The 22,367-nt window shown below is 66.4% G+C and carries 24 protein-coding genes; 12 read left to right on the top strand and 12 right to left on the bottom strand.

Annotated elements, in window-relative coordinates; genetic code table 11:
• The first annotated feature begins 6 nt into the window (after positions 1–6).
• A complete protein-coding gene (locus ABIB58_RS06405; RefSeq protein WP_039244685.1) occupies positions 7–489 on the top strand; it encodes an Lrp/AsnC family transcriptional regulator in 483 nt (160 codons plus the stop codon).
• Here ABIB58_RS06405 and ABIB58_RS06400 read toward each other — a convergent pair.
• Positions 486–1,775: a sensor histidine kinase gene (locus tag ABIB58_RS06400; protein WP_354039751.1), complete on the bottom strand. Its 1,290-nt coding sequence runs from the start codon at positions 1,773–1,775 to the stop codon at positions 486–488. The two genes, ABIB58_RS06405 and ABIB58_RS06400, sit on opposite strands and share 4 nt — an antisense overlap.
• A 147-nt stretch (positions 1,776–1,922) precedes the next feature.
• Between ABIB58_RS06400 and cysK the strand changes: the two genes are divergently transcribed.
• The 6 genes from cysK (at position 1,923) to ABIB58_RS06370 (ending at position 6,349) form a co-directional block, all read left to right on the top strand.
• Complete coding sequence (gene cysK / locus ABIB58_RS06395; RefSeq protein WP_354039749.1) at positions 1,923–2,903, top strand: cysteine synthase A; 981 nt, start codon at positions 1,923–1,925, stop codon at positions 2,901–2,903.
• 102 nt (positions 2,904–3,005) lie between these two features.
• Positions 3,006–3,599: a hypothetical protein gene (locus ABIB58_RS06390; RefSeq protein WP_354039747.1), complete on the top strand. Its 594-nt coding sequence runs from the start codon at positions 3,006–3,008 to the stop codon at positions 3,597–3,599.
• Entirely contained in the window at positions 3,596–4,243 is a 648-nt protein-coding gene (locus ABIB58_RS06385; RefSeq protein WP_354039745.1) for an OmpA family protein, read from the top strand. The genes ABIB58_RS06390 and ABIB58_RS06385 overlap by 4 nt, the downstream gene beginning before the upstream one ends.
• A gap of 2 nt (positions 4,244–4,245) precedes the next feature.
• Positions 4,246–4,503 carry a zinc ribbon domain-containing protein gene (locus tag ABIB58_RS06380; RefSeq protein ID WP_354039743.1) on the top strand — a complete coding sequence of 86 codons (258 nt, stop codon included), beginning with the start codon at positions 4,246–4,248 and terminating at the stop codon, positions 4,501–4,503.
• A gap of 43 nt (positions 4,504–4,546) precedes the next feature.
• Positions 4,547–5,764: a DUF2336 domain-containing protein gene (locus tag ABIB58_RS06375; protein WP_354039741.1), complete on the top strand. Its 1,218-nt coding sequence runs from the start codon at positions 4,547–4,549 to the stop codon at positions 5,762–5,764.
• A gap of 150 nt (positions 5,765–5,914) precedes the next feature.
• Positions 5,915–6,349, top strand: coding sequence for a Ros/MucR family transcriptional regulator (locus tag ABIB58_RS06370; protein ID WP_354039739.1), 435 nt, complete (start codon positions 5,915–5,917; stop codon positions 6,347–6,349).
• A gap of 87 nt (positions 6,350–6,436) precedes the next feature.
• Here ABIB58_RS06370 and ABIB58_RS06365 read toward each other — a convergent pair whose 3' ends face one another.
• Positions 6,437–6,709 (bottom strand): hypothetical protein, encoded by a 273-nt coding sequence (locus tag ABIB58_RS06365; protein ID WP_288758386.1) that lies wholly within the window; start codon positions 6,707–6,709, stop codon positions 6,437–6,439.
• Entirely contained in the window at positions 6,699–6,851 is a 153-nt protein-coding gene (locus ABIB58_RS06360) for a hypothetical protein (RefSeq protein ID WP_288758387.1), read from the bottom strand. The genes ABIB58_RS06365 and ABIB58_RS06360 overlap by 11 nt, the downstream gene beginning before the upstream one ends.
• On the opposite strand from ABIB58_RS06360, the gene ABIB58_RS06355 reads away from it, so the two are divergent.
• Positions 6,850–7,674 carry a DUF3800 domain-containing protein gene (locus tag ABIB58_RS06355; protein ID WP_288758388.1) on the top strand — a complete coding sequence of 275 codons (825 nt, stop codon included), beginning with the start codon at positions 6,850–6,852 and terminating at the stop codon, positions 7,672–7,674. The two genes, ABIB58_RS06360 and ABIB58_RS06355, sit on opposite strands and share 2 nt — an antisense overlap.
• A 179-nt stretch (positions 7,675–7,853) precedes the next feature.
• Here ABIB58_RS06355 and ABIB58_RS06350 read toward each other — a convergent pair whose 3' ends face one another.
• The 6 genes from ABIB58_RS06350 to ABIB58_RS06325 form a co-directional block, all read right to left on the bottom strand.
• Positions 7,854–8,801 (bottom strand): IS1595 family transposase, encoded by a 948-nt coding sequence (locus ABIB58_RS06350; protein ID WP_288758389.1) that lies wholly within the window; start codon positions 8,799–8,801, stop codon positions 7,854–7,856.
• Between the two features lie 134 nt (positions 8,802–8,935).
• On the bottom strand, positions 8,936–9,421 hold the full coding sequence (locus tag ABIB58_RS06345) for a hypothetical protein (protein ID WP_354039736.1): 486 nt from the start codon (positions 9,419–9,421) through the stop codon (positions 8,936–8,938).
• Between the two features lie 174 nt (positions 9,422–9,595).
• Positions 9,596–10,711, bottom strand: a complete 1,116-nt coding sequence (locus ABIB58_RS06340; RefSeq protein WP_354039734.1) for a DUF2336 domain-containing protein — start codon at positions 10,709–10,711, stop codon at positions 9,596–9,598.
• Entirely contained in the window at positions 10,708–11,583 is an 876-nt protein-coding gene (locus ABIB58_RS06335) for a hypothetical protein (protein WP_354039732.1), read from the bottom strand. The genes ABIB58_RS06340 and ABIB58_RS06335 overlap by 4 nt, the downstream gene beginning before the upstream one ends.
• 95 nt (positions 11,584–11,678) lie before the next feature.
• The gene (locus tag ABIB58_RS06330) at positions 11,679–12,719 is read right to left on the bottom strand and encodes an ABC transporter substrate-binding protein (RefSeq protein ID WP_354039730.1); all 1,041 of its coding nucleotides are present in this window, start codon (positions 12,717–12,719) and stop codon (positions 11,679–11,681) included.
• 44 nt (positions 12,720–12,763) lie between these two features.
• Positions 12,764–13,978 (bottom strand): energy transducer TonB, encoded by a 1,215-nt coding sequence (locus tag ABIB58_RS06325; protein ID WP_354039728.1) that lies wholly within the window; start codon positions 13,976–13,978, stop codon positions 12,764–12,766.
• Positions 13,979–14,711: 733 nt separating this feature from the next.
• On the opposite strand from ABIB58_RS06325, the gene ABIB58_RS06320 reads away from it, so the two are divergent.
• On the top strand, positions 14,712–17,582 hold the full coding sequence (locus tag ABIB58_RS06320) for a GAF domain-containing hybrid sensor histidine kinase/response regulator (RefSeq protein ID WP_354039726.1): 2,871 nt from the start codon (positions 14,712–14,714) through the stop codon (positions 17,580–17,582).
• On the opposite strand, the gene ABIB58_RS06315 is transcribed toward ABIB58_RS06320, so the two are convergent.
• Positions 17,579–18,547, bottom strand: coding sequence for an alpha/beta hydrolase (locus ABIB58_RS06315; protein ID WP_045810461.1), 969 nt, complete (start codon positions 18,545–18,547; stop codon positions 17,579–17,581). The two genes, ABIB58_RS06320 and ABIB58_RS06315, sit on opposite strands and share 4 nt — an antisense overlap.
• Positions 18,548–18,639: 92 nt before the next feature.
• Here ABIB58_RS06315 and ABIB58_RS06310 point away from each other — a divergent pair, with 92 nt between their 5' ends.
• On the top strand, positions 18,640–18,813 hold the full coding sequence (locus ABIB58_RS06310; protein WP_045810460.1) for a hypothetical protein: 174 nt from the start codon (positions 18,640–18,642) through the stop codon (positions 18,811–18,813).
• A gap of 42 nt (positions 18,814–18,855) precedes the next feature.
• On the opposite strand, the gene ABIB58_RS06305 is transcribed toward ABIB58_RS06310, so the two are convergent.
• A complete protein-coding gene (locus ABIB58_RS06305) occupies positions 18,856–20,709 on the bottom strand; it encodes an ABC-F family ATP-binding cassette domain-containing protein (RefSeq protein WP_354039725.1) in 1,854 nt (617 codons plus the stop codon).
• A 219-nt stretch (positions 20,710–20,928) separates the two neighbouring features.
• Here ABIB58_RS06305 and ABIB58_RS06300 point away from each other — a divergent pair, with 219 nt between their 5' ends.
• Complete coding sequence (locus ABIB58_RS06300) at positions 20,929–21,507, top strand: TetR/AcrR family transcriptional regulator (protein WP_354039723.1); 579 nt, start codon at positions 20,929–20,931, stop codon at positions 21,505–21,507.
• On the top strand, positions 21,504–21,842 hold the full coding sequence (locus ABIB58_RS06295) for a DMT family transporter (RefSeq protein WP_354039721.1): 339 nt from the start codon (positions 21,504–21,506) through the stop codon (positions 21,840–21,842). The genes ABIB58_RS06300 and ABIB58_RS06295 overlap by 4 nt, the downstream gene beginning before the upstream one ends.
• Before the next feature lie 152 nt (positions 21,843–21,994).
• On the opposite strand, the gene ABIB58_RS06290 is transcribed toward ABIB58_RS06295, so the two are convergent.
• A complete protein-coding gene (locus ABIB58_RS06290) occupies positions 21,995–22,258 on the bottom strand; it encodes an endonuclease domain-containing protein (protein WP_354039719.1) in 264 nt (87 codons plus the stop codon).
• Positions 22,259–22,367: the final 109 nt, after the last annotated feature.

The following is a 22,367-nucleotide window of genomic DNA, read 5'->3' as shown; positions in this document are numbered from 1 at the left end:
CCAATAATGACGAATTTCGTCACCTTGGACGATTTCGACCATAAGCTGCTGATGCGGGTCCGACGCAACAATCTGGAGCCGGCGCGGGTGACGGCCGAAGCGGTGGGCCTGTCGGAATCCGCCGTCCTGCGCCGCCTGCGTCGCCTGCGGGCCGAGGGCGTCATCGCCGCCGACGTCGCCGTGATCGACCCCGCCCGGGTCGAGCCGCGCATCGTCCTGCATGTGCAGGTCGAGATGAATACCCAGGATCGTAAAGTCATGGAGGCGTTCCAGCGCGCCATGAAGGCCAGCCCGGAGGTTCAGGGCTGCTGGGACGTGACGGGCGAAACCGACTATCTGCTGACCGTCGCCGTCCGCTCCATGCAGGACTACGAAGCCTTCGGCATTCGCGAACTGGTCCCTGAAAAGGGCGTGCGGGGCTTCAAGAGCATGATCGTCATCCGCGAGGTCGTCGGCTTCGACCCCGCCCGCGCCGTGCTGGAGCGCTAGGTCGCCGGGGCCTCGACCACCAGGATCGCGCCGACGCCCTGGGTTCGGTTCTCGATCGTGCCGCCGATCTGGCGGACCAGGCTGTCGATGACGCGCATGCCTAGGCTGCGGTCGCTGCGGGCGGCGATCAGGTCGAAGCCCTTGCCCTGGTCCGCCACGGTGACGGTTAGGCGTCCGTCGGCGATGCGGCCGGTGACCGCAACGGCGCCGCCCTTGGGGCCATAGGCGTATTTGATAGCGTTGGTGACCAGCTCGTTGACGATCAGACCGAGCGGGATGGCGATGTCGGCGCCCAACGGCGCATCGGACGCCTCGCAGGTGACGACATGGCGGTCGCTGCCGGCGTCGATGGCCTCGCACAGCTGGCACAGGAAGTCGGACAGGATCACGGTCTGAACGTCGGCGCCGCGCCACAGCTGATCATGGACTTCGCTGATGGCCTGGATGCGCGATCCGGCCGTGGCCAGAGCGGCGCGCACCGCGTCGGAGGCCGCGCCGCGCGCCTGCATCGACAGCAGGCTGGAAACCAGCGACAGGCTGTTCTTGACCCGGTGGCTGACCTCTCGCGTCAGCAGGGCCTGATGCTCGATGGCGGCCAGAAGCCGCTGCTCGGTCTGCTGGCGGGCGATGGCGGCGCCGACGACGGCGGCGAAGGCGTCCAGGAACAGGGCGTCGCGGGCGTCGAACTGACCCTCGTCGGGACTGTCGACCTCCAGCACGCCCCAGGGTTCGCCGTCCAACTCGGGCCGGATCAGGACGTTGATGGCGCGCCGCACGCCGTGGTCGGCCAGAAGCTTGGGGGTATGGAAGCGCTGCTCGTTCTCCAGATGGTTGGAGATCAGCGGCTTGCCGGTCTGGAAGGCGTAGCCGGCCGGCGAATCCAGTTCGACGCTCAGCGAGGCCTGGCCCTCGACGGGCCCGGTCCAGCCCACGCCCGCGATCAGCACCAGCCGGTCGCGCGCCTCGTTATGGATCAGCACCTTGGACAGCGGCGTCTCCAGCCCGTCGGCGCAGACCGCGCAGGCGGCGTCTAGCAGGGCCTGACGGTCGCGCTCGCGCAGGGCCACCTCGCCGAAGCGCGCCAACAGCGACTGCTGCTTCAGGCGATAGCGCAGCTCATCGGCGGTGGAGCGGGTTTCGGCGGCCGGCGCATCCTCGATCTTGGGCGCGACCGGGGCGTCCATGCGGATCTGGGTTTCGGCGGCCGTGTCTGCGTGCACCTCCGCGACCAGTTCGGCGATTTCCGGGGTCAGGCCGGTGTCGGAGAGCGGACGGGTATGAGGCAAGGACGGAAATCTCGGTTCGCGCGACGGCGACATATAGGCTGACATAGCCGCTCTGTAAGGTTTGCGCAGAAATCATTGCGCGTCACCCTTTGCGTGGGGCGGCGAGGCCTTATCTGTTGTGCGCCAGCATTCGAGGAGACCTTTTCCATGACCAACTTCAGCTATGACGCGTCCCGCCACCTGAAGAAGGGCCGGGGCAAGGTCTATGACTCGATCGTCGACACCATCGGCGACACCCCCATCGTGCGTCTGCCGCGTCTGTCGGCGGAGTACGATACGAAGGCGACGGTTCTGGCCAAGCTGGAGTTCTTCAACCCCATCGCCTCGGTCAAGGACCGGATCGGCGTGGCCATGGTCGAGGCGCTGCAGGAGGCGGGCAAGATCGATCAGGACACGGTGCTGATCGAGCCGACCAGCGGCAATACCGGCATCGCCCTGGCCTTCGTGGCGGCGGCCAAGGGGCTGAAGCTGACACTGTGCATGCCCGAAAGCATGTCGATCGAGCGGCGCAAGATGCTGGCGCTGCTGGGCGCGCGGCTGGAGCTGACGCCGGCCGAAAAGGGGATGAAGGGCGCGATCGCGCGGGCGCAGGAGCTGCTGGAGACCACGCCGAACTCCATCAGCCCGTCGCAGTTCGAGAACCTTGCCAACCCCGCCATTCACCGCGTCACGACGGCGGAGGAAATCTGGAACGACACGGCCGGGGCGGTGGACATCGTGGTCGCCGGCGTCGGCACCGGCGGCACCATCTCGGGCGTCGGCCAGGCGCTGAAGGCCAAGAAGGCGTCGGTGCAGTTCATCGCCGTCGAGCCCGAGGCCTCTCCGGTGCTGTCCGGAGGCGCGCCCGGCCCGCACAAGATCCAGGGCATCGGCGCCGGCTTCGTGCCCGCCATCTATGATCCGTCGGTGGTCGATGGGGTCGAACAGGTGTCCAACGACGACAGTTTCGACATGGCCAGAAAGGCCGCGCGGGTCGAGGGCATTCCGGTCGGCATCAGCTCGGGCGCGGCCCTGACCGCCGCCTTCCGCATCGCCGCGCGCGAGGAGAATGCGGGCAAGACGATCGTGGTGATCATCCCGTCCTTCGCCGAACGCTATCTGTCGACCGCGCTTTTCGAGGGCTTGTAAGCGGAGCCTTTAGGCCGTTCGCGTGTTCGATATCGGACGCGCGTGCGGCTCCGCTTGGGATGAGGGGCGACGCGCGGCGGATCAACAACGCCGGAGCGTTTCATGTCTGTCGCCGCCCTTCGCCTGATCGCCGTCGCCGGGGTTTCGGCCCTGACGCTCGCCGCCTGTTCCAACAATGACGACAAGGCGACGGTCGATCCGTCGATGTCGCCCGAGCAACAGGCCGCGGCCACCGCCAACACCCCCGTAACTGCCCAGCCCCGCCAGATCCGCAATGTGCCGGTCGACGTGCAGGGCGTGACCGAGGTGGGCGCCACGGTGCGGGTCAAGGGCGTCGATCTGGCCGAGGATGCGACCATTCTGGACGTCAGCATCTCGTTCGCCAGCGACATGACCAACAGCGTCCAGATGGCGTCCGAGGCCACCTATATCGAACTGCCCAACGGCCAGAAGCTGCGTCTGAAGCCGCCGGAGGGCAATCCGTACATGACCATCGCCAAGGGCGACACGATGAACGGCCGTCTGGTCTTCATGGGCGCGGTGCCGGCCGGAGTGAACCAGATTTCGGTCGTGTTCAACGAAGGCTCGACCTCGGACAGCATCATCGGCCCGTTCCTGCGCATGACGATCCCGCTGACCGCCCAGGCGGCCCAGAGTCAGGCGTCCCAGAATCCGACGACCGGAGCGGGCGGATGACGGGACGGCACGCGCCCGCCATGGCGGCGGCGCTGTTGGCTGCGGGTCTGACGCCCTGCGTCGCCTCGGCCCTGACGGTGCGGCTGATGAGCGGCAGCGCCATCGGCCTGCGCTCCACCTTCGAAAAGGACATGGCCGCGCCCCGGTCCACCTTCGCCAAGGCGGGGGCGGACAGCGCGCTGGAAAGCGTGTTCGTCTCGTCCGAGGTCGCGCCCGAACGGGTCGAGACGACGCGCAGTCTGCTGAGCGAACTGAACGCGCGGCGCACCGACGGGGTTATCGTGATCGACCTGCCCGCCGACGTTCTGTTCGACTTCGACAAGGCGACGATCCGGCCGGACGCCGAGCCGGCCCTGACGCGGGCGGCGGAACTGCTGAAAAGCTATCCGCAGGCTCAGGTCAGCATCGGCGGCCACACCGACGCCAAGGGCGACGACGCCTATAACGAAGGGCTGTCGCTGCGCCGCGCGCGCGCGGTGGCGGCGCGGCTGCAACGCGAGGCCGGACGCACCCTGGGCGCCGAGGGCTTTGGCGAGCGCAGGCCCGTGGCCCCGAACGTCAAGCCTGACGGTTCGGACGATCCCGACGGGCGTCAGAAGAACCGCCGTGTGGAGATCCGCATCACGCCGCGCGCGGGAGGCTGAGCATGGCCCTGATCCCTTGCCCCGCCTGCGGGCGTCAGGTGTCAGAGGCGGCGGTCGCCTGTCCCAACTGCGGCCATCCGATCGCGGGCGATGCAGTGCGGCCGCCGGGCACGTTCAAGGAGGCTTTGACACGCCCAGAGACGGTCAAGAGCGGGATCACCGTCCTTGGCGTCTTCGTCGCCGCGCCGTGGATCGCGCGGGTGCTGGCGGTCATCGCCTTCGTGATCCTGGCCATCGTGGTGGTGGTCAACAAGAGCTGATCCGGCTCACGCCCGGTTAACCGCTCGCTTCTAAGGTGGGGGGATGGGCGATCTGGCAGCCATGATCGGGGAAGAGGCGACGCCGCCGCCTCTGCGTGCGCGCCGGGCGCTGCTGAAGCGTCTGGCCGACGTCGTGTCGCTGCCCGCCAGCCGCATCAACGCCTTCGAGCGGGCGGTGACGGGCGACCTGCTGGTCGAGATGCTGCGGCTGGCCTCGCACGATGAGCGCAAGCGCGTGGCCGCGCGTCTGGCGCCGCTGGCCGAACTGCCCAACAGCGTGGCGCGCATCCTGTTGCGCGACGATCCGGACATCGCCGGCCTGCTGATCGAACAATGCGCCTCGCTGAGCGATGCGGACATCGTCGGCTGTGCGCGCGACGCCAGTTTCGAACACCGGATGCTGCTGGCGGTGCGCCGAGGTCTGTCGGAGATCGTGACCGAGACCCTGTTCTCCTTCGGCGAGATGGAGGTGATCGAGGCGGTGCTGCGCAACACGACCGCGCGCCTGTCGCAGCTGGGCATCGAGACGGTGGTGGGCCTGAGCCGCCAGTCGCCGAGCCTGTGCAGCCCCCTGCTGAAACGGCCCGAGCTGAGGCCGTCGGGCGCCTATGTCATGTTCTGGTGGTGCGCGCCCGAGGATCGCCGCACCATCCTGCAACGGTTCGCCGTTTCGCGCGAAGTCATGCAGGAGGCGTCCGAAGACGTCTTCGCCATCGCCAATGACGAAAGCTGGTCCGATCCTGTCGCGCGCAAGGCGCTTCAGTTTATCGAGCGCCGCCAGCGCAATCGCGCCGCCATCCAAAAGAGCCCGTTCGACAATCTGGAACACGCCGTCATGGTGGCCGCCCGCGACGGCCTGACGCGCGAGACGGCGTCCGAGATCGCCTTCCTGGCGGGGATCAAACCGCTGACGGGGGCCAAGCTTCTGGGCGATCCCGGCGGCGAGCCGCTGGCGATCCTGTGCAAGGCGACGGGGATGTCGCGCGCCGATCTGACCCATCTGTGGCGCTCGATGCGGCGGCCCGAGACGACGGCGGACGGCAAGATCCATCCCGACTGGGAGCGGGTGCAGATCACCTATGAAATGCTGGCGGTTGATCGCGCCCAGACGGTGCTGCGTTACTGGAACTGGTCTTTGTCCTCGGCCCTGACCCCCACGCTGTTGCGCGCCATTCGCGACGGCGAGGATGACGCCGTGGATGAATATTCGGCGCCTGAGCGGGCGGCGATGATGGTGCTGGCCGAAGACTTCGGCCGATAAGTCAGATCACTAAAGCCGAATGCATAGACGTGCATATCGCACCGCCTATACGCGTGTTTGCTTTCACGGCAAAACAACCCTATGACGCTATTGGGGTCGTTCGGTTGGAGAATCAGCCGAACTCAATAAATCAGGAAAGCGAAGCCGATAATGGAAGATAAGTCCGAACTGCTTGAGATGACCGCAGACATCGTGTCGGCCTATGTCGGCAATAACTCGGTCTCCGCAGAGGCCCTGCCTGCGCTTATCGCCAATATTCACGCCGCCCTGTCGGGTGTGTCGAACGGTCCGGTCGAAGCCGAACCTGAACCCAAGGAACCGGCGGTGCCGATCCGCAAGTCGATCGCGCCCGATTTCCTGATCTGCCTGGAAGACGGCCGCAAGTTCAAGTCGTTGAAGCGCCACCTGCGCACCAAATACGACATGAGCCCCGAAGAATACCGCACCAAATGGGGTCTGCCGAAAGACTATCCGATGGTTGCTCCCAACTACGCCAAGGCGCGTTCGGAACTGGCCAAGTCGATGGGCCTGGGCCAAGGCGGCCGCAAGCCCGCCCGCGCCGCCGGAACCCGCGCGAAGAAATAAACCGAACCGTTTTCGGTAACGAGACGCCCGCTTCCCACAGGAGGCGGGCGTTTTTCTTTGGCGTATATGTACTTTGCAAACCCGTCGCTACGACGTGGATATGACCAGCCACCCAATGATGGCTATCCCCGCCCACAGCACGACGGCAAAGCAGGCGTAGAACCAGTTGCTCAGACCGCCCCAAGTGACGGCTCCAGCAAGCGCTCCAACAGCCAAGGCTCCCACAAAGGAAAGAAGCACGATCAGCACGGCGTAAGACCGCCCTGCCTTCTGACGTGCCGCCTCCCGACCCTCAGTGAAGCCCACATCAAAATAGCGCTTCTCGGAGTCGGTGATCTGCGAGGACAGCTTAATGGTCACTGTCCTCAGCCTCCTTCTTCGGCGCGGTCGCAACCCGCCGGACCTTCTCTTCAAAGGCGGCTTCGTCTTCGTCGGCCTCTAGCTCGCGCGCAAGTTGACGGAATTTGTCAATCTGCGACTCATCCGCTTTGTTGTCGGGCATGGCTTCAAACTCCAAGCGTCACGGCTTCATAGCATTCATCGACGAGTCCGGACAGGAAGGCGGCAAAGGCAATACCCTTTCTAGCGACTTCTTCGTCATCAGTGCTGTCGTTTGCCGAACAACCAAAGGTCAGAACCCCATCATTGAGGCGTTCGAGAAGGCTGCCAAGGAGGCGGGAAAAGGACCGGGTTGGCGCTACCAAAAGTTCAACAAGGCGCAGCGCAACGCTCAGTGGCTCTATGCGAAGCACCTTGGGGCGGCCCGTATCCAGATCGCTACGATCATTTGCCACAAGGCTTCGTTCCAAAAGGACACGATGCTCACCAAGAATGGCGACCTGTATTTCTACGCGTCACAGCTACTTTTGGAGCGAATTTCGTGGATTTGTCGGGACGCTCATGAGCGCGAGCCAAGCGGGAATGGCAAGTGTGCGATGGTGTTTTCGCGCCGCCGAACGCTGGATTACGAACGCTTCCAAGGATACGCGGAAAGAATCAAAGTTGGCGACTGCCCCCGGACGTCAAACGCCGACTGGGCACACCTCGATCTCCGGGCCATTACGTCGCGTCCGCACTCCTCAGGGTATGATGGGCTCCTCGCGGCCGATTACGTCGCTAGCTGTTACGGCGCCGCCCTAGAGCTTTCTCCCTACGGGCTTCACGATGACCATCTTGTGCGGCCATTGTCTCGCCGATCATATCGCTCGGGTCTAGGAACCGGAAAATCTTGGTCAAACGGCCTCAAGATTTTCCCGAAAGAAGCCGAGGCGTTGGTGGCGTCGGATCAGCACCTCTGGTGGATCAGAGACTTTCATCAAAAGTGAATCGCGGGTCTGAGATTTCAACCTCTCAGCAACCACTGACGCGCTCTGGCGTCTGGGTCGGCATATAGCACCCGCAAGCGAGAATATAACCGATTCTAACGAATCGACAATGGGGGAGAGGCGCCAAACCCATCGGGAGTCAACCCCGTTACCGCCAGCGCGCCCCTCGCCACTTTCCGTTAGCGGGCGAACGAGGCCCTTCCGTCAGTCGTTCGATAGGTCAGACGCTTACCAACGCCGCCCACGACCGCGCGCATGGCGCGTTCTTGATCTTCGCATCCCAGCGCCGACCGGTTCGAATAGCGGAAGTCGAACTCCGCCAGATAGCGGTGCAGGTGCTTCTTCGAGCAGTGCTGATAAACGCCCTTCATGCCGCGCTTGAAGATCGAGAAGTAGCCTTCGATGGTGTTCGTGTGGATGGTGCGGTCGTCGGTCGAAACGTATTCGTCCTGACCGTGGCGGACCACGCCGTGCTCCGCGAACTGACGACCGACCGCCAGATAGTGACCGGCTTCGTCGGTCATCAGGCGGGCTTCGCGGTGCAGGTTGTCCAGCACGATAGGAGCGATGGTGGCGGGGCGGATGTTGTCCACCACGACCGAACGGACCTGACCAGTGGAGCGATCCACCAGAGACAGCACCTTCATCTTGTGGTGGAAGGCGCGCTTGACCGGCTTGCCGGGTTCGCGGCCGATGTAGGTTTCATCGACTTCGACCGCGCCGCCGTCCTGACCGAAGGGCGCCAGTTCGCCCGAACGCATGGCCTCGCGGATGCGGTGCGCCAGGAACCACGCGGTCTTGTAAGTGACCTCCAGAGTGCGCTCCAGCTGCTTGGCGCTGATGCCCTTCTTGGACGAGCACATCAGGTAGATGGCTTGGAGCCACTTATGCAGGGGCAGCTTCGATTCCTCGAAGATCGTGCCCATGCGGACGGTGAACTGGCTCTTGCATTGGCCGCACTTCTTGAGGCCGTAGCGGACGCGCTTCTCAGGGTTCGCCTTGATCGCGCTGATACGGTCCACGCCGCCGCACTTCGGGCAGACGGGTCCGCTCGACCAGATCAGGCCCTCAACGAAGCGGAAGGCGGCTTCTTCATCGTGGAAATAGGGCTTGGACAGAACGGACATGGGCGGGCCTCTTTGACCCGCTCAATCTAGCCCAAACTCACCGGATTTGCAAAGTATATATACGCCTTTTCTTTGGGCCTTTGTGCGATGCCTTTCCGCTGCTCGGGGGCAGGCGGCCGAGGCGCTGGATGCCGCTAACGACGCACCATATCGACTGTGCCGATAGGCCCGCCGATGGGCAGCAGACGGACCCTCAGATCGACCGCGCCGGCGAATCCCTGACGTGTTCGATCTGTCAGGGTGAAGGTCATCCGCATGCCGTTCGCGCCTGTCACGATTAAGAGACTGCCGTTTCTGATCCGGCATTGGGCCGGTTCGGCATCGACTGTGCAGTTCAGCCGATCGCCTGACCGCGCCGTGATCGACAGCGGTTGAACGAGTTGGCCGCCGTTTTTGGACTTGAAGGTGATCGTGCGTCCGTCGCCCTCCGCGGGCGTCATCCTGAGCGACCATTCGCCAATCACGTCACGGTTGGTGATGGCAGGCGCCGTCTGTGCGATGGCTGCACCGTATACGAGCGACGACATCAAAATCGCCGATGCGACGATGTGCCGGTCTCTCATGGTCACCCTCCCAAGATTCACCGACAGGATGTTCGGAGGTTGACCGCCGGTTTGCACGTGAATCTTCGGAAAGCTTTGGTTGGCTCACAAAAGGGGGTCGGGCTGCGGCGGCCGGACGACGTGCCACGGACCTGGTCTGTCGAAGGCGTGCGCCCTTGCCGGGCCGCCCCCACCCGGTCGCTGCGCGACCACCCTCCCCGGAACGGGGAGGGAGAAGTCCGCCTGTGTGGCTTACGCCGCCTGTGCGGTGCGGCGCATGCGCCAGAAGCGCAGGGTGCGCAGGGCGGCGTCGCGGGTCAGTTCGCCGTACATGCGGCCGTAGGCGGCGGCCTTGCCCATCGGGTTGTCCTCGGCCCCCAGGACGGCGACGGCGTAGGTCAGATAGACGGCGCGGTCCATGTCGGCCGCCTTGCAGACCACCGACAGGGCGTCCAGGTCCTTGCGCTCGACGATGCCGCGCGCGGTGTGGAAGTCGATGTCGGCCAGCTTGGACAGGGCGATCAGGAAGGGCGTGCGGCCGTTGGAGCGCAGGAAGCGGATCAGGGTCTGAGGCGTCAGCTGGCCGGCGGCCTGAAGCTCGTCGATATAGGCCAGGTTCTCGGCATAGTCGGGCGGCAGGGCGCCGTCGTCGGTGGCGACGCGGGTGCGGCCGGCGGCCAGCGCCGCCTCCAGCAGGGCCGGATCCATGCGCGCGTTCTGTTCCAGGATCTGGTGACGCAGCCGGGCCTCGACGACGAAATACATCTCGTTCAGCAGGTCGGCGGGCAGACTCTGGCGCTCGACCGTGGCGGCATGCAGGGCCGGATTGGCCTTGGCGCGCTCGATGGCGGTTTCGGAGGCGGCGCGCGACAGCTGGGCGCCGTCGTTGCGCAGCAGGGTGTTCAAGGTGTCGTCGTCGCCGTGCTCGACGATGACGTCGGAAACCGCCTCGGACACCGTCGCGCGGCCCGAGACGGCGCGCAGATGGCCCTGGCTGCGCTTGCGCACGACCTGGATCAGGTCCTCGTCGGTCAGGACGGTGGAGGCGCGCAGAACCTGTTCGGCGACCTCGATCTCGTCGTCGGCGAAACGGCGGATCAGGCTGTGGGGGGCGTTGGGGGCCTGGGCGAAACGGGCGGCCAGTTCGGCGCGAACCGCGACCTCCATCTCGGCCGACAGCTTGGCCAGGACCGTGCCGTAGAGCGCGGTTTCATTGGCGTTCGGCGCAGGCGCGCCAAAGAAGTGGGCCGTCAGTTCGCGCAGCAGCAGACGACGCTTCTCGCTGGATTCCTCGCTGGCCAGGGCGATGAGTTCGGGCAGGCGCGAGCCCTTGATCTCGGCAGGTTCGATCACGGCGCGATCGTTCATGGCAGGTTGTCGGCTTCAGTCTGTGGCACGGCGCGCAAGCTGCCGTTGGCGTTGCGGATCAGGGCGGGCGGACCGTCCGGCTGGGCCAGATCGCTGGACTGCGGCGTCTGGGCCATCTGGACCGGCATGGCGTCGAGGTAGGTCTGCTGCGGCGCAGGGATGGCGTCGGGGTGACGGCCGGCCTGGCGGTGGACCGAATAGTAGCGCGCGCTGTTGTCGCCGGCTGTGGGCGTCAGGGCGGCCTGACCGCTGGCGGCGACGGCGGCGGCGTCCAGCGGCGCGCCGGCCTGGGGCCGTTGCAGGCGATAGATGGGGGCGTCGCGGCGCGGGGCCATCGGGTCGGCGACGGCCGCCTGCGCCGGCTGGGGCGCGGGCTGGGGCTCGGCCTGCGCGGCCTGCATCTGAGGTTCAGGCTGAGGCTGAGGCGCGGAAGGCTGCGGCTCCGGAACATAGGGCGAGGGCGCGACGCGCGTCGCCTGCACCGGTGCGGTCTCTGCGGGTGCGGCCTCTACGGGGGCGGTCCGCGCAGGCTCAGCCTGTATCGGTGCGCGTTGGGGCATCCAGGCGCTGGCGGGCGTCAGGCCGTTGCTGCGCGGCGTCGTGACCACGGGGGCGACCGAGGGGGCGGGCGACAGGCGGGCCAGCGGGATGGCGCCGGGCAGGGTGCGATTGGCGGCGGTCACGGTCGGGGCGGGCGCCTCGGCCTGGATGACGGCGGGCGTCGGCGTCGCACGGGCGGCGACCTGCGGCTTGCCGGGCCAGGACAGATAGCGCAGGCCCGACGCGTTGGTCGGCGCCTGCTGCGCGACGGCGGCGCCGGCCGCCAGATTGACGGCGGTCAGGACGATCGAAACTGCGAGGGCGCGGCGCACGGCGGCTCTCCGGAGAGGAATTCCAGCGCACACACTAGGGCTCGGACCCTTAATCCCGCGCTAATGTGAAGCCAGGATTCGACAACGACCGCGTGTCAGCCGCGACCGGGCAGATAGTTGTCGGTGAAGGCGTCGCGCCAGTTCAGACCGGCCTCGTAAACCCCGGCTTTCGAGGTCACGTCGAAGAAGGCCTGCCAGCGTTCCTCGGTCAGGGCGCCCAGGCCGTAAAGCGCCGCGTCGCCGCCATCGACGATGGCGTAGTCGCGCAGGCGTTCGCGGGCCTGATCCAGCACAGCCTGGGTCATGTCCGGGTTGTCCTTGCGGATCAGGGCGTCGGCGGCCGACGCGTCGCCCCGGATATAGTCGCGCCACCCTTCGGCCGAGGCGGCGATGAAGCTGCGCAGCGCCGCCGCATTGTCGCGGGCGAAAGCGTTGGGCGCCAGGACCATGGCGGCGTAGGAGGGATAGCCCTCGTCGGCCAGCAGGAAGACGCGCGGGTCGAAATCGGCGGTCTGTTCGATGGCGTAGGGATCGCTGGTCAGATAGCCCTGCTGCACCGCCCGCGCATTGGCGATGAAGGCGGCGGGGTCATAGGCGAAGGGGCGCAGTTGCTCGTCGGTAAAGCCGTATTTGGCCTTCAGCCAGACCCAGAAGGTGCTGATCCCCGCCTCGGACAACAGGAAGGGCCGGCCGGCCAGATCGGCGATGGTCTCCAGCGCCGCGTCCGGATGGGCCATCAGGACCTGCGGATCCTTCTGGAAGAAGGCGGCGACCGCCTTCACCGGCGCGCCGGACGCGACCAGGTTCAGGGGAATGAAGCTGTTGGAGCCCATGCCCAGTTCGACCGCGCCCGAGGCCAGCAGTTGCGGCACGTTCACGCCGGGGCCGCCCTGGACGATCTGGACGTTCAGCCCGCGCTTCTCATAGGCCCCGCTGGCCAGCGCCTGATAGAAGCCGCCCTGTTCGGCCTGGGCGCGCCAGTCGGTGGCGAAACGCAGCCGCACCCGGCCCTGTTCGTCGACCGGCGCCTCGGCCCGCCCGCAGGCCCGAAGCCCGATCGCCCCCGCCGCCACAGCCGCCCCGCCCGCGATCAGCGCACGGCGACGGGTCAGCAGGCGATTCCCCAACAAGCTCATGCCCCTGACTTACGGGGCGATAGGGGCCTTGGGAAGGCGGGGCGTCAGTCGGCCGCGTTGTCGGCGCTTGTCGCGATGCCTATCGCTTCACCGTCGATTGGATTTGTGGGCATCTTATAACGGATGGGCACGACGCAGCGGACGCCGGCGCTATGGTACGGCTCGGCGCGGCCCGACTGCACCATGCGTCGCCCACTGTCGCCGAACGCGGCGGCGGGTTGGGCGTCGATCACCTCGACATTGCCGACCTGACCCCAGGTGGCGAGGTCGAACCGCATCAGCGCCCAGCCCTCGATGCCGCGCTCACGGAAGGCGGTCGGGAAAAGGTCGGACCCACGACGGGTCTGGAAGCGCGTGCGAACGTCGTCAGGACAATTTTGCAGCGGGTCGTCGGCACGTTCGGGCATGTCCGGCGCAGGCAGGCGGTCGCCAGCACGATAGAAGTTCGCCACGCATCCCCGCAGCGGCGTTCCGCTCTGGACGACGGTTTCGGACACGGCGCGTCGGGTCTCTGCATCCAAGGCTCCATCGCCGGACGAGCCCAAGGTCTCGACATCGACGGCGCGGCCATCAGCGTTCACGCCCCAGCGCACAACCGTCCAGGCTCGACCGCCGGGCGGCGGTCGCTGTCCGATCCTGTAGTCCGGGAAGCTGACGGTAAGGGGAGGCCGACCGCCCCGACGTTCACCGCCGCAGTTGGCCTCTGGGCCGGCCAATCGATTCGCGACGGCATCACGGACAGGACCCCGCGTTCGCGTGACGGCGAAGTAGCGCAGCAACTCGTTCCGATCGGCTTCCGCTAAAGGCTTTGCAGCATAGCGAATGGTCAGACTGCAGTCGCGGCGTGGGCCGTCAGAAAAGCGCCAGGCCGCAAGAGCGGCTTGCTCCTGGTCGGTTGGAGGCGTCGATGGAATGAGGATTTCGTCGGACGCGCGATGCGGGCGTGTCGATGAGGGGCGGATGTCACGCGTGCGTCCTGTTTCGTCTACGGTGAAGTTCAGAACGACGTCACTCTTTCCAGAGCCGAAACGGGTTGTCTCAATGCGTAAATCTTCGGCGTATGTTGGTCGAACTGTAGAGCCTGCACAGGTGACTTCGAACCCAGGGATTTGAAGCAGCGATTGTTCCGGAAGAGTCGGGCCTGTCCTCTCGCCGGTGCGGATCGGCGAAACCCTCAGGGGTTCGAGCGCCTGTTCAACGGACGCCAAGGCAGATGTCGTGGTCAGAGCAAGGCCGAGGCCCAACAGGATCGCGCGCATGGGTGTCTCCGTCTGCACTCCATGGGTGCATCTGGCGCAGCGGCTGTCTAGTGCGACTTCATGTCGTCGGCGCCCCAATTGAGCGAGGGGACGAAGCGTTCGGGCGGACCCGTGCTCTTCGTCCCCTCGCCAAGTCCGGGTTGGACTTGGCCGTTCGGGTCTGGACCTTGGCGTCAGCGTCGTTTCGGGCGAACCCGAAAGGGCGGTCGGCTGTATCCTGTCGCGCTCAGGGTCTTCGGCGTTCCGCGGCATTGCGTCCGCGTCGTCCGTCGATCCCGATCCGGTTCTCCTGTCTGTCGTCGATCCGAAGACCGTCGAGGACTGGAGCCTGGATCCCGCCTGTCGCACGTTACGATCCGAAGACCGCCCGAAGCGCCGGGTCGGAGAGCCGGGCCGGTTCGCTGGAGATCCAGGTCTCCCTGGATTTCCGCTGCCCCGTGTCCCTTGGCCTGTTGACGTTCGGACGAAACCGGCTATGAGGCAAGCGCCCGAACTCGCCCCCGTGTGCACGATTGGCCCGGCGGCGGTGGACAAGCCTGTGAACATCGGTGGACGGATCAAATTCGCGATTGCGGATCAGCGTCTTGCCTTGTCCACAGAAACGCGGCGATAGAAGCTTATGTCCGGTGTCGGACACATTGCGCTGCAACCCTGCGGCGCGCTTTGGGTTCTGTGATCAACGGACAAAAGTCCTTGGGGGAATTCGTTGTCCAGCACCCGGTCTGACCACGCCTTGTCTATCGGTATCAATCGCAACCAACTGGCCCAGATGTTCGCCCATGCGCCGGGGTTCATGGCGCTGGTCACGGGGCCGGACCATCGGTTCGAGCTGACCAATCCGAACTACCAGAAGGTGATCGGCCACCGCGAGGTGATCGGGCGCACGGTGGGCGAGGTGCTGACCGATGCGGTGGCGCAGGGGTATTTGGACCTGCTGGACCAGGTTTATCGCACCGGCGAAGCGCACCGGGCCGACAGCGCCCTATATGCCGTTCAGGCCGAGCCAGGCGGCGAGGTGGTGGAGCGCTACGTCGATTTCGTCTTCCAGCCGCTGAAGGAGGACGGTCAGGTCTGGGGCATTTTCATCCAGGGGATGGATGTGTCGGATCGCCACCGGGCGGACCAGGCGCTGGCGCTGAGCGAAGCGCGATACGGCGCCCTGTTCGCGGCGATGGCGACGGGCTTCTGCGTCATCGAGATGAAGTTCGACGCGGCCGACCGGCCTATCGATTACAGGATCGTCGAGGGCAACAACGCCTTCGAGGAGATGACCGGCCTGGTCGACCCTTACGGCAAATGGGTCAGCGAGATCGCACCGGGACTGGAGCAGCACTGGTTCGATCTTTATGGCGGCGTGGCGCGCACAGGCGAGCCGGTCCGGTTCGAGAACCCGGCCGACATCTTCGGTCGCTGGTATGACGTGCAGGCGTTGCGGATCGGCCAGCCGGGCGCCTGGCAGGTCGCCATCCTGTTCAACAACATCACCGAGCGAAAGCAGAGCGAGACGCGCCAGAACGCCCTGCTGGAGCTGAACGACGCGATCCGCGACCTGACCGACGCCGGCGACATCGCCCAGGCCTCGGCCGAGGTTCTGGCCCGCACGATGGGCGTCAGCCGGGCGGGTTACGGGACGGTCGACACGGTCGCGGAGACCATCACCATCGCGCGCGACTTCAACCAGCCGGGGGTGAACAGCATCGCCGGCACCTTGGCCTTCCGCGAGCACGGCTCCTACATCGAGGACATCAAGCGCGGCGAGACGGTGGCGATCGACGATGTCGCGCTGGACCCCCGCACCGCCGCCACCGCCGATGTGTTGAAGCGGATCAGCGCCGGTTCCTTCGTCAACATGCCGCTGATGGAGCAGGGGCGGGTCGTGGCGATGGTGTTCGTCAATCATGCAACGCCGCGACATTACACCGACAGCGACCTGCGGCTGATGCGGGAGGTGGCGGAGCGGGTGCGCTCGGCGACCGAACGCGCGCGAAGCGAGGCGGCCCTGCGCGAGAGCGAGGCCCAGTTCCGGGTCTTCGCCCAGGCCACGCCGATCCAGATCTGGGCCAGCTGGGCGGACGGGTCGCTGTATTGGTTCAACCCCCAGGTCTATGCCTATACGGGCGCAAAGCCCGGCGATCTGGACGGGCCGGAGGGCTGGCTGGTCAATCTGCATCCCGACGATGCGGAGCGGGCGACGGCGGAATGGTCGGCGGCGCTGGCCAGCGGTCAAATCTACGAGACCGAGTTCCGGGTTCGGCGTCACGACGGCGTCTATCGCGCCTTCCGAATTCGGGCCGAGCCGGTCCACGACGAAGAGGGTCGGATCACACGCTGGGTCGGCTCCAACACCGACATCGAGGACCTGCGCCGCCAGGCGGCCGAACTGGCGCGATTCAACGAAACCCTGGAAGAACAGGTCGCCGAACGCACCAGCGCCCTGATGCAGGCCGAGGAGGCGCTGCGTCAGAGCCAGAAGATGGAGGCGGTCGGACAGCTGACCGGCGGTATCGCCCATGACTTCAACAATCTGCTGGCCGGGATCAGCGGCAGTCTGGAACTGATCACCAACCGGATCGCGCAGGGCCGTCATGCCGAGGTGGAACGGTTCACTGTGGCGGCGCAGGGTGCGGCGAAACGGGCGGCGGCCCTGACGCACAGGCTGCTGGCCTTTTCGCGGCGTCAGACCCTGGATCCCAAACTGACCAATCCCAACCGCCTGATCCGCGGGATGGAGGATCTGGTGCGGCGCACGACAGGGCCGGGGATCGAGGTCGAGGTGGTCGCCGGCGCCGGCCTGTGGCCCGTTCTGATCGATGCGCACCAGCTGGAAAACGCGGTGCTGAACCTGTGCATCAATGCGCGCGACGCCATGCCGAGCGGCGGGCGTCTGACCATCGAGACCGGCAATCGCTGGATCGACGCGCGCACGGCCCGGGCGGCCAATCTGGAGCCAGGCCAATATGTCTCCATCTGCGTCAGCGACACCGGCACGGGTATGGCGCCCGAGGTGGCGGCGCGCGCGTTCGAACCCTTCTTCACCACCAAGCCGCTGGGCGAGGGGACGGGCCTGGGTCTGTCGATGATCTATGGCTTCGTGCGCCAATCGGGCGGGCAGGTGCGGATCTATTCCGAGGCGGGCGAGGGGGCGATGATCTGCCTTTATCTGCCGCGCCACTTCGGCGAGGTGGACGACGCCGATCTGATCTCCGAGGTCGAACAGGCCCCGCGCGCCCAGGCCGGCGAGACGGTGATGGTCGTGGACGACGAGCCGACGGTGCGGATGCTGGTCGCCGAAATCCTGCATGAGCTGGGCTATCAATGCATCGAGGCGTCGGACGGGGCGGCGGGGCTGAAGCTGCTGCAATCCGGTGCTCGGATCGACCTGTTGGTGACCGATGTGGGCCTGCCGGGCGGGATGAACGGGCGTCAGATGGCCGATGCGGCGCGGATCGATCGGCCCGATCTGAAGGTGCTGTTCATCACCGGCTATGCCGAGAATGCGGTGGTCGGCAACGGACACCTGGACCCTGGCATGCACGTCATGACCAAGCCCTTCGCCATGGAGGCGCTGGGCAGTCGGATCCGCGAACTGATCGAGGCGAGCTAGAGCCGGGCGTTCAGCCAGGTGCGGATCGCCTTGCGGGCGCCGCGCGCGGCCGGGCCGCCGAAATGCAGGAAGCCGTGCGGGGTCTCGGGCACACGGATCAAGTCCGCGTCCGACGCCTCGCCCCAGCGCGTGGCCATCAACAGACTGTCCTCGAAAAGAGGATCCTGTTCGCCGGCGAGGAACAAAGCGGGCGGCAGGCCGGTCAGGTCGGCATAAAGGGGCGAGACGTCAGGCTGGCGCAAGGCCGCCTCGTCGCGATCCGGCGCCAGGCGCGCCAGATCGGCCTGCATCGTCGAGCCATTGAACAGCAGGGTCTCTGGTCCCGCCGAGCGCACGCTTTCGGTGCCCGACAGGTCGAAAACGCCATAGGTGAAGACGCAGCCCTTCACCAGATCAATCAGCCCCTGGTCGCGCAGGGCGACGGCGGTGAGGGCGGCCAAATGCCCGCCGGCGGATTCGCCCGCCAGAAACAGGGTCGAGGCGCCCAGTCGATCGACATTCGTGACCGTCCAATAGGCGGCGGCCAGACAGTCGGCGATGGCGGCGTCGATATAGATCTGACGCCGCTCGGACAGCAGGCGATAATCCACCGAGACGACGCAGAAGCCGTGGTGCGCCAGATGGGCGTTCAGTCGGTCGTTCAGCCCGGCGCTGCCCAGCACCCAGCCGCCGCCGTGGATGTCCAGGATGACGGCGCGGGGCGTGCCCGTCGGATGCAGGATGCGCAAGGGAACGGGGTGGTCGCCGTCCGTCTGGACGATCTCGACGGTTACGCCGCGCTTCCTGAGACGCGGGGTGGTGACCCGCCCGGCGGCCGCGTCCAGCCACAGCGACAGCCGCTGGCCCGCATCGATCCGCCAGCCGTCGGTGCGCAGACGCGGCGCGCGGGCGAGGACGGCGTTGATCCGCCGCACCGCCGCCTGCTGGGGCGGGGCGAACTCGACGAGGTGGCTGCGAAGGGTCATGAAGCTTGAGTGTGCGGGCGCGGATTTGGTTTCAAGTCGGCGCTTTTGGCCGAGCCTCGTCAGCCATGACAAAGCCGGTTATCGTCCGCCCCATGAAACGGCTCACCCCCTTCGGCGTCCTGTTGATCTTCGGCCTGATCGGGCTTTTGACGGGCAAGTTCGGCCTGTGGTTCGCGTTCGGCCTGATCGCCTGCATCGCCGTCAGCGTGATGCAGAACCGGGGCGCGGCGACGACGCCGCCCGGGGATCCGGACAGTCAGGGTTAGGATCTGAAGCCGTCCTCGCCAGAGTGACGAGCGGTTCGGTATTTATCCCGCCAGGGCCGCTTTCTTCTCTTCCAGCTCCAGCCATTCCAGTTCGGCGGATTCCAACTCGGCGCGGGCCTTTTCGGCAGCCTTCATGGCGGCGTCAAAGGCCTTGGGGTCGCGAGCGTAGAGGCCGGGGTCGGCCAGGGTCGCGTCGTGTCTGGCGATAGTCGCGGGCAGGGCATCGATCAGGGCTTCCAGCTCCTTCAGGCGGTGGGCGTCCTTGAAGGAGAGTTTGGCGGTCTTCTTGGGGGCGACGGCAGGCGGGGGCGCCGCGGCGGCGCGCTGGGCGGCGGCCTTGTCCTGGGGGCGGGGGTTCGAACCGGGCTGAAGGAAGCCGGGGTTTTGGCGGATGAAGTCGGTCCAGCCGCCGGGGGTCTCGACGATGTCGCCCCGTCCGTTCAGGGCCAGGGTCGAGGTGGACAGCCGGTCGATGAAGTCGCGGTCGTGGCTGACCAGGATCAGGGTGCCGTCATAGCCCTCCAGCAGCTCTTCCAGCTTGTCCAACGTGTCCATGTCCAGGTCGTTGGTCGGTTCGTCGAGGATCAGCATATTGGCGGGCTTCGCCAGGGCGCGGGCCAGCAGGAGGCGGTTGCGCTCGCCCCCCGATAGGGTCGAGATCGGCTGGCGAAGCTGGGCCTCCGAGAACAGGAAGTCCTTGGCGTAGGCGGCGACGTGTTTGGAAACGCCGCGCACCAGAATGCTGTCGCCGCCGCCCGGCGTCAGGGCGTCCCACAGGGTCATGTCCGATTTCAGCCCCTCGCGCGACTGATCCAGATAGACCGGCTCGAGGTTGGCGCCCATGCGCACCGTGCCCTCGTCGGGCGCCAGTTCGCCCAGCAGGGTCTTGACCAGGGTGGTCTTGCCCGCGCCGTTGGGACCGACGATGCCCAGACGGTCGCCGCGGATGATGCGGGTGGTCAGGTCCTTGAACAGGGTGCGGCCGTTGAAGCCCTTTGAGACGTGTTTGATCTCGGCGACCAGCTTGCCCGAGGTCGAGCCGGAATCGACGCCGAGATACAGTTCGCGCGGCACGTCCTTCATCTTCTCGGCGCGTTCGGCGCGCAGCGCTTGAAGCGAGCGGGCGCGGCCCTCGTTGCGGCTGCGGCGAGCGGTGATGGAGGAGTAGAAGGTGGCGGTCTCGCGCTCGATGGTCTTGGTCAGGCGGCGCAGGGATTCGGCCTCTTCCTCCAGCACCTTGGAGGACCATTCGTCAAACTCGACGAAGCCCTTGTTCAGGGTGCGGACCCGACGGCCCTCCAGCCAGTGGACGGTATTGGTGACGCGGTTCAGGAAGGCGCGGTCGTGGCTGACGACCAGCAGGGCGAACCGGGCCTGGATCAGCTCGTTCTCCAGCCGTTCGATGGCCAGGATGTCGAGGTGGTTGGTCGGCTCGTCCAGCAGCAGCAGGTCGGGTTCTTCGGCGAAGGCCTTGGCCAGCGCGGCGCGGCGGGTCTCGCCGCCAGACAGGCCTTGCGTCGATTTCGCCGGGTTCAGCCCGAAGGTTTCAAGCCAGCTTTCGGCCGTCCAGGTCTCGGCCTCGCCCGACGACGCATAGTCCAGCAGGGTCCATTCCTTTGTCGCCCTATCGCTGGCGCTACTTGAGGGCGGGCTGAGATCCGGCTCCTGCGGCACATAGGCGAAGCGGACGGCGGACTGGATCGAGCGGTCGCCGCTGTCGGGCTCGATCAGGCCCATGACGACCTTCATCAGGGTGGACTTGCCCGCGCCGTTGCGCCCCACCAGGGCGGCGCGGCTGCGCGGTTCGACCGCGAGGTCGACGCCGTCGAAGAGGGGGCGCTGGCCGTCCTGAAGACGGACGTCCTTGAGTGCGACGAGAGGGGGTCTGGCTGCCATGTGACTTTCGATCCTCCCCTGCTGGCGGGGGAGGGGGACCGCGCGTCGCGCGGTGGAGGGGGCGGAAACGGGTGTGATCTAAGGGTTGTGGGGCGGATATTCCACTGGAAAGGTCGGTGGGGCGTTCGCCCCCTCCACCGCTTCGCGGTCCCCCTCCCCCGTGAACGGGGGAGGATCAGCCGTGGTTGACAGTTACCGTCCGGTTGGTATGTAACGCCGATGGACAGCATCACACGCCGTCGCGCGCCCGGCGACACCCGCGCCGAGATCATCGAAAAGGCCCTGGAGGTCGCCGCCGAGCTGGGTGCCTCAGGCTTTACGCTAGATGCGGTGGCGGCGCGGACGAGCGTCAGCAAGGGCGCCCTGCTGCATCATTTTCCCAGCAAGATCGCGCTGTTGGAGGGGATGGTCGATCATCTGGGGCGCATGCATACGGACACGATCCTGGCTGAGGCGGCGCGCGATCCCGAACCCTATGGCCGGAATGCGCGGGCCTATCTGAGGGCGACGGTCAATGAGCCGGTGACGCCGCAGGACGTCAGCATCGGTCGGGTCATCATGGCCGCCTGCGCCATCGATCCGGCGTTGGCGCAGCGCTGGAACGGCTGGATCGACAAGGTGAAGGTGGACGATCCCAGCGATCCGGTCGGGGCGGACGACGCCCTGATGCTGAGGCTGATCGCAGACGGCTTGTGGATGTCGGACCTGTTCGGCACCCATGCGGTGTCGCCGGAACAGAGACAGGCGTTACTGTCGCTGCTGACGCCCGGCCATCCGATCAAGGCGAACGACGCGTGAGTCTTGTGACCTGGGCCGCTTTGCTGGGCGCCATCGCGCTGGAGGTGGTGGGCACGACGATGCTGCAGGCCTCGCACCAGTTCACGCGGGTCTGGCCCACGGCAGGGATGGCGGTTTGCTACGGCTTGGCCTTCTATCTGTTGTCGATCGCCTTGCGGCAGATGCCGGTGGGAATCGCCTATGCGATCTGGAGCGGGTTGGGGGTGGTGCTGATCTCGGTGATCGGAACGGTGGTGTTCCGCCAGCGGCTGGACCTGCCGGCGATGGTCGGGCTGGCGATGATCGTCGGCGGGGTGATGGTGATCAACCTGTTCTCCGAGACGGTCGGGCATTGAAGAAGATCCTCCCCCGCAGGGCGGGGGAGGGGGACCGCGCGTAGCGGGGTAGAGGGGGCGGAAACGGGCTGGGTGTGAAATGGTCGGCGCCGTGCGGGCCTTCGCCCCCTCCACCGCTTCGCGGTCCCCCTCCCCCGTGAACGGGGGAGGATCTAGAGGGACAAGATGTGTTCGGCGACGGCGTCCGGGTCGTCGAGGACGAGGGCGGCGGCGATGCGGATGGTGCGGACGCCCTTTTCGGCGAGCCAGGCGTCGCGTCGGGCGTCGCGCGTGAGATTGTGCTGCTGGCCGTCGATTTCGATGCAGAGGCGGCTTCTGGCGCGATAGAAGTCCAGGATGAACGGACCGATGGCGTGCTGGCGACGAAAGCCGTGGCCTCGAATGCGCTGCCAGATCAGGACTTCGGGCAAAGACATCGACCGGCGGAGACTTCTGGCGCGTTTTTGGGTAAGGACCGGCGCTCTCATGGAGCGTATCACCATCACAAGCTGTGCTTTTGGCAAGGGGATGCGTCGCGCGTGGTGC

The organism is Brevundimonas sp. UYEF29, assembly GCF_040546195.1.
GTDB classification, from domain to species: domain Bacteria; phylum Pseudomonadota; class Alphaproteobacteria; order Caulobacterales; family Caulobacteraceae; genus Brevundimonas; species Brevundimonas huaxiensis.
Note: the sequence above shows the minus strand (reverse complement) of the source record. Positions and strands in the feature narration are given on the sequence as shown.

Bases quoted from the DNA above. Each gene is read 5' to 3' on its own strand.
- ABIB58_RS06310 (WP_045810460.1), top strand. From the start codon at position 18,640: ATGAAACGGCTCACCCCCTTCGGCGTCCTGTTGATCTTCGGCCTGATC.
- ABIB58_RS06380 (WP_354039743.1), top strand. From the start codon at position 4,246: ATGGCCCTGATCCCTTGCCCCGCCTGCGGGCGTCAGGTGTCAGAGGCG.
- ABIB58_RS06390 (WP_354039747.1), top strand. From the start codon at position 3,006: ATGTCTGTCGCCGCCCTTCGCCTGATCGCCGTCGCCGGGGTTTCGGCC.
- ABIB58_RS06405 (WP_039244685.1), top strand. From the start codon at position 7: ATGACGAATTTCGTCACCTTGGACGATTTCGACCATAAGCTGCTGATG.
- ABIB58_RS06340 (WP_354039734.1), bottom strand. From the start codon at position 10,711: ATGAACGATCGCGCCGTGATCGAACCTGCCGAGATCAAGGGCTCGCGC.
- ABIB58_RS06325 (WP_354039728.1), bottom strand. From the start codon at position 13,978: ATGCGCGCGATCCTGTTGGGCCTCGGCCTTGCTCTGACCACGACATCT.
- ABIB58_RS06385 (WP_354039745.1), top strand. From the start codon at position 3,596: ATGACGGGACGGCACGCGCCCGCCATGGCGGCGGCGCTGTTGGCTGCG.
- ABIB58_RS06315 (WP_045810461.1), bottom strand. From the start codon at position 18,547: ATGACCCTTCGCAGCCACCTCGTCGAGTTCGCCCCGCCCCAGCAGGCG.
- ABIB58_RS06355 (WP_288758388.1), top strand. From the start codon at position 6,850: ATGGCTTCAAACTCCAAGCGTCACGGCTTCATAGCATTCATCGACGAG.
- ABIB58_RS06370 (WP_354039739.1), top strand. From the start codon at position 5,915: ATGGAAGATAAGTCCGAACTGCTTGAGATGACCGCAGACATCGTGTCG.
- ABIB58_RS06350 (WP_288758389.1), bottom strand. From the start codon at position 8,801: ATGTCCGTTCTGTCCAAGCCCTATTTCCACGATGAAGAAGCCGCCTTC.
- ABIB58_RS06300 (WP_354039723.1), top strand. From the start codon at position 20,929: ATGGACAGCATCACACGCCGTCGCGCGCCCGGCGACACCCGCGCCGAG.
- ABIB58_RS06375 (WP_354039741.1), top strand. From the start codon at position 4,547: ATGGGCGATCTGGCAGCCATGATCGGGGAAGAGGCGACGCCGCCGCCT.
- ABIB58_RS06305 (WP_354039725.1), bottom strand. From the start codon at position 20,709: ATGGCAGCCAGACCCCCTCTCGTCGCACTCAAGGACGTCCGTCTTCAG.
- ABIB58_RS06330 (WP_354039730.1), bottom strand. From the start codon at position 12,719: ATGAGCTTGTTGGGGAATCGCCTGCTGACCCGTCGCCGTGCGCTGATC.
- ABIB58_RS06290 (WP_354039719.1), bottom strand. From the start codon at position 22,258: ATGTCTTTGCCCGAAGTCCTGATCTGGCAGCGCATTCGAGGCCACGGC.
- ABIB58_RS06360 (WP_288758387.1), bottom strand. From the start codon at position 6,851: ATGCCCGACAACAAAGCGGATGAGTCGCAGATTGACAAATTCCGTCAA.
- cysK (WP_354039749.1), top strand. From the start codon at position 1,923: ATGACCAACTTCAGCTATGACGCGTCCCGCCACCTGAAGAAGGGCCGG.